Source organism: Kitasatospora sp. NPDC054795 (assembly GCF_053611565.1).
Genome location: NZ_JBSHAP010000261.1, coordinates 1 through 4,343, shown reverse-complemented (window position 1 = coordinate 4,343; position 4,343 = coordinate 1). Strand labels below are relative to the sequence as shown.

5 protein-coding genes are annotated in these 4,343 nt (G+C 75.5%); 3 read left to right on the top strand and 2 right to left on the bottom strand.

The features are described 5' to 3' along the window. Window positions 1-202 precede the first annotated feature (202 nt). Window positions 203-769 carry a DJ-1/PfpI family protein gene (locus ACWGJO_RS41150; protein WP_359912504.1) on the bottom strand — a complete coding sequence of 189 codons (567 nt, stop codon included), beginning with the start codon at window positions 767-769 and terminating at the stop codon, window positions 203-205. A 256-nt stretch (window positions 770-1,025) separates the two neighbouring features. Here ACWGJO_RS41150 and ACWGJO_RS41145 point away from each other — a divergent pair, with 256 nt between their 5' ends. After that, window positions 1,026-1,574: an RBBP9/YdeN family alpha/beta hydrolase gene (locus ACWGJO_RS41145; protein ID WP_452190902.1), complete on the top strand. Its 549-nt coding sequence runs from the start codon at window positions 1,026-1,028 to the stop codon at window positions 1,572-1,574. Window positions 1,575-1,614: 40 nt separating this feature from the next. After that, the gene (locus ACWGJO_RS41140) at window positions 1,615-2,226 is read left to right on the top strand and encodes a hypothetical protein (protein ID WP_452190901.1); all 612 of its coding nucleotides are present in this window, start codon (window positions 1,615-1,617) and stop codon (window positions 2,224-2,226) included. 48 nt (window positions 2,227-2,274) lie between these two features. On the opposite strand, the gene ACWGJO_RS41135 is transcribed toward ACWGJO_RS41140, so the two are convergent. Then, complete coding sequence (locus ACWGJO_RS41135) at window positions 2,275-2,925, bottom strand: GntR family transcriptional regulator (protein WP_452190900.1); 651 nt, start codon at window positions 2,923-2,925, stop codon at window positions 2,275-2,277. Window positions 2,926-3,166: 241 nt separating this feature from the next. Between ACWGJO_RS41135 and ACWGJO_RS41130 the strand changes: the two genes are divergently transcribed. Further along, window positions 3,167-4,165 carry an asparaginase gene (locus ACWGJO_RS41130; RefSeq protein ID WP_452190903.1) on the top strand — a complete coding sequence of 333 codons (999 nt, stop codon included), beginning with the start codon at window positions 3,167-3,169 and terminating at the stop codon, window positions 4,163-4,165. Window positions 4,166-4,343 lie beyond the last annotated feature (178 nt).

Here is a 4,343-nt window from a genome sequence, read left to right as displayed (position 1 = left end):
TCCCTGGTCTGGGTCGTGGCAGGGTCGTCAACCGGAGCGCGGGCCCCGACTTCTGACACTCTGCCAGGACTTCCGCCGCCGGTCCTCGGCCTGGGGGCGGGGTCCGACCCGGAGCGAACCCGGAACGGCCCCGGAGCCGTACCCCGAGACGGCTCCGGGTACGGCTCCGGGAACGCCGGCGGGAACGGCTCCGGGGCGCGCGTCAGGCGAGCGGCGCCTTGGTGCGCAGGACCTCGACGAAGGCGCGCAGCCACCCCGGGTGGTCGGGCCAGGCGCGGGCTGAGACGACCGTGCCGTCCACCACGGCCTCGCCGTCCACGAACTCGGCGCCCGCCGCCTTGATGTCGGGGGCCAGTGCCGGGTAGGCCGAGGTGCGGCGGCCGTTCAGCACGCCGGCGGCGGCGGTGATCAGCGGGCCGTGGCAGATCTGGGCGACGGGCTTGTCCTCGGCGAAGAAGTGCTGCGCGATCCGCTGCACGTCCGGGTCGTTGCGCAGGTACTCGGGGGCGCGGCCGCCGGGGATGACCAGGGCCACGTAGTCGGCCGGGTCGACGTCGGCGAGGGCCACGTCGGCGGGCCAGGTGTAGCCGGGCTTCTCGGTGTAGGTGTCGAACCCCTCGACGAAGTCGTGCACCACGAACTGGAGGCGCTTCTTCGTCGGGGCCGCGATGTCGACCTGGTAGCCCTCCTCGCGCAGCCGCTGGTACGGGTAGAACACCTCCAGTGACTCGGCGGCGTCCCCGGTGACGAGCAGGATCTTCGATGTCATCGCCGACATCCCTCCACGTGGTCGAGCCTCAGGTCGGGTACGGGCGCCGGGCGGTGGCAGCCGGCCCGGGCCCGGTCCAACCTCCCGTACCGGGGTCACCGTTGGCAACGGGGCGCACCGGGCGCGCAACGGCGTATGCGGACGTGCGCGCGCCGGCTGCGGGGAGTGCACGCCGGTGGGGCGCCCGGCTGCGGAGGCCGGCGGCCCGGGTCCTAGAATCCTGCTGCCCACGACCGTCCCCCTCCCGGAGAAGCCCATGCCCGACCGCACCACCTATCTCGTCCTGCCCGGCTACCAGAACTCCGGCCCCGAGCACTGGCAGACCCGCTGGGAGGCGGCCGAGCCGGACTCCTTCCGCCGGGTCGAACAGGCGGACTGGGACCACCCGGAGCGGACGGACTGGGTGGCCCGGGTGGACGCGGCGGTGGCCGCGGCCGCCGCCCGGGGCCCGGTGGTACTGGTCGCCCACAGCCTGGGCTGCGTCACGGCGGCCCACTGGGCGGCCACCGCCGCCGCCGGGCGGACCGCCGCCGTCCGGGGCGCACTGCTGGTGGCCCCGGCGGACGTCGACACCGCCGAGGTCCCGGAGCTGCTGGGATTCCGCCCGGTGGCGCTGGAACCCCTGCCGTTCCCGGCCGTGGTGGTCTCCTCGACCGACGACCCGTGGGTCTCCCCCGAGCGGGCCCGCGCGTTCGCCGCCGCCTGGGGCGCCCGGTACGTCGAGCCGGGCGCGTACGGGCACCTCAACTCCGACTCCGGACTGGGCGACTGGCCGGAGGGCCGGAAGCTGCTCGCCGAGCTGTGACCGCGACCACGGGGGAACCGGGAACGGGGGCGGAGGGACGATGAACCGGGGGACGACGAACCGACGCACGTCCCGGTCCAGGCGCGTCCTGGTCCGGCTGCTGGCGGCCGGCGGGCTGGCCGCCGTGCTGCTCTACACCGAGGGGCAGTGGGAGAGCCGCTCGGGCGGGCGGATGCTGGTGGCCGACCTGTTCAACCGGCCGGAGCTGCTGCTCGGCGGCGCGCTGGCGGCGCTGATCGCGGCCGCCTGGCTGGGCAACCTGCGGGCCGCGGTGCGGACGGCCACCCGGACCGTCACGGTGACCGCCGGAGTGGTGTTCCTGCTCGGCGTGGTGGCCGCGCACAAGGTGTCGGCGGCCGAGACCCGCAGCCGGGAGGACGCCCCGGCCGGGGCCGAGCGCGCCCTGGTGGTAGTGCACCGCTCGTACGCCACCGGGCCGGAGTCCGGCGATCACTGGCAGGTGCTGCTGGAGAGCGGTGAGGGCTGGTCGGCCCGGCGCTGGTCGCTGGCGGACGTCGGCAGGGACCAGAGCGACGCCCGGCTGGTGGAGGCGAGCTGGACCGGGCGGGAGCAGATCACCGTGGTGACCGACTCCTACCGGCGGGTGTTCAACCTCGACCAGGACAGCGGGGAGCCGGTCGCGGCGCGGTAGCCCGGCCCGACCCGAGGCCGTCGCCCGTCGCCCGTGGGCAGCTGGGCGTCACTGCTCCGTCATGTGCGCGATCATCTGCTCCCGGACCCGGTCGAGGTGGCGGGCCATCACTTCGGCGGCGCGGTCGGCCCGGCCCTCGGCGACGGCCTCCGCGAGGTGCTCGTGGTCGGTTATCGAGGCCTCGGTGTGCGAGGCCGGCACGTTGTGCCGGCTGCGGAGCACCGCGATCTGCTGGTGCACGCGCTCCACCTGTTCGGCGATCCGGGGGCTGCGGGCCGCGTCGAGCAGCGCCTGATGGAAGTCGAGACTGCTGCGGTGGGCGAACCGGCGGCCCCCGGTCATCAGCTTCCTCGACTGTTCGCACGCCCGGCGCAGGGCCGTGACGTCCTTGCGGTCGCGCCGCTCGGCGGCCAGGCGCGCGGCGGCGGTCTCCAGCGCGGACCGCAGCTCGAAGAGGGCCTCGACCTCCCGCGGGCCGGCCTCGAAGACGACGGCGCCCTTGTTGGGCACGTGCACGAGCAGGCCCTCGCTGACGAGCTGCCGGATGGCCTCGCGCAGCGGCCCCCTGCTGATGCCCAGCTCGCGGGCGACCTCCACCTCGTTGATCCGGGTTCCGGACGGGATCTCGCCGGTGAGGACGCGCTCGCGGAGCGTGCCCACGAGCTGGCCCGCCAGGCCGCGCCGGAGGGTCTCTGACATGGGTGGTGTCCGTCCGTTCGGGACTGGCCGCCGCTGTCGTCCGGCCAGGTCGGGGGGTGTGCCCGGGGTGATGGGCCGGAGCGCCGTGGCGTCGGCGGCCGAGGTGGCACAGGGCCGCGTCCGAGTATGTCAGCACCCGGCGGGGGCATCGGCGCGGACCACGTTAAAGTGATAACTGTTGACACTTCGAGTCGTCCTTTCGGCCGTGGGGCCGAGGAATGGGGAATGCGCTGTGCACGCGATGGTGGCGGAGGTGTGGCGAGGTGACTTCCTGGAGTCGGTGCACCACGGGACGGTCCTCGCGCTCGATCCTGACGGGCGGACGGTGCTGAGCGTCGGCGAGACCGACCGCCCGATGTACCCCCGGTCGTCCAACAAGCCGCTCCAGGCCCTCGGCATGCTGCGGGCCGGGCTCGACCTGGACGGCGAACTGCTGGCCCTGGCCTGCGCCAGCCACTCCGGCGAGGCCTTCCACCTCGACGGCGTCCGCGAGATCCTCGGGGGCGCCGGCCTCGACACCGGCGCTCTGCGGTGCACGGCCGCGCTGCCCATCGGGGAAGCCGCACTGCGGGACCACCTGGCGGCCGGCGGCGGCCCCACCGCGCTGACGATGAACTGCTCGGGCAAGCACGCCGCGATGCTCGCCACCTGCGTCGCCAACGGCTGGGACACGGCCACCTACCTCGACCCCGGCCATCCCCTGCAGCGGGCCCTGCGCGACACCGTCGAGGACTTGGCCGGCGAGAAGGTCGCCGCGACCGGCGTGGACGGCTGCGGAGCCCCCCTGTTCGCCATCGGCTACCGCGGCCTGGCCCGGGCCTTCGCCGCACTGGCGACCGGCCCCGCCGGATCCCCGGAACGGCGGGTCGCCCGGGCGATGAACCAGCACGCCGAGTACGTCGGCGGGACCGGTCGGGACGTGACCCGCCTGATGCGCGCGCTTCCCGGCTCGGTCGCCAAGGACGGCGCGGAAGGGGTCTACGCCCTGGCGCTCCCCGACGGCTCCGCCGTCGCGCTCAAGATCGCGGACGGCTCCACCCGGGCCCGTCCCGTGGTGCTGGCCGCCGCGCTGCGACGGCTCGGCGCCCCGGTGGACACCGACGACACCCTCGCCGAACTGGCCGTCGTCCCCGTCCTCGGACACGGCGAACCGGTCGGCGCGGTGCGCCCGGCCCGGGCGCTCCTGGACGGTTCGCCGCTCCGGCCCGCCGAGCCCGACGCCACCGCACCGACGGCCTGACGGCCTGCCGCCACCGCCCGGACGCACGGCGGAACCCCCGTCCGCCCGCGCGCCGCGGCCCCGCACGAGTACGGGTACTCGTGGGGGGGCGGGGGGCACACCGGTCCGCCGGGTGCGCGGTGGCGGGTGGGGCGGATGGGCCCGGGCGGCCGGGGGTCGGGGTGGCCCCGCGCGGCCG

What these genes read in the sequence shown, in the direction of transcription:
- ACWGJO_RS41150 (WP_359912504.1), bottom strand. Translation starts at nt 769, where the DNA reads ATGACATCGAAGATCCTGCTCGTCACCGGGGACGCCGCCGAGTCACTG.
- ACWGJO_RS41145 (WP_452190902.1), top strand. Translation starts at nt 1,026, where the DNA reads ATGCCCGACCGCACCACCTATCTCGTCCTGCCCGGCTACCAGAACTCC.
- ACWGJO_RS41140 (WP_452190901.1), top strand. Translation starts at nt 1,615, where the DNA reads ATGAACCGGGGGACGACGAACCGACGCACGTCCCGGTCCAGGCGCGTC.
- ACWGJO_RS41135 (WP_452190900.1), bottom strand. Translation starts at nt 2,925, where the DNA reads ATGTCAGAGACCCTCCGGCGCGGCCTGGCGGGCCAGCTCGTGGGCACG.
- ACWGJO_RS41130 (WP_452190903.1), top strand. Translation starts at nt 3,167, where the DNA reads ATGGTGGCGGAGGTGTGGCGAGGTGACTTCCTGGAGTCGGTGCACCAC.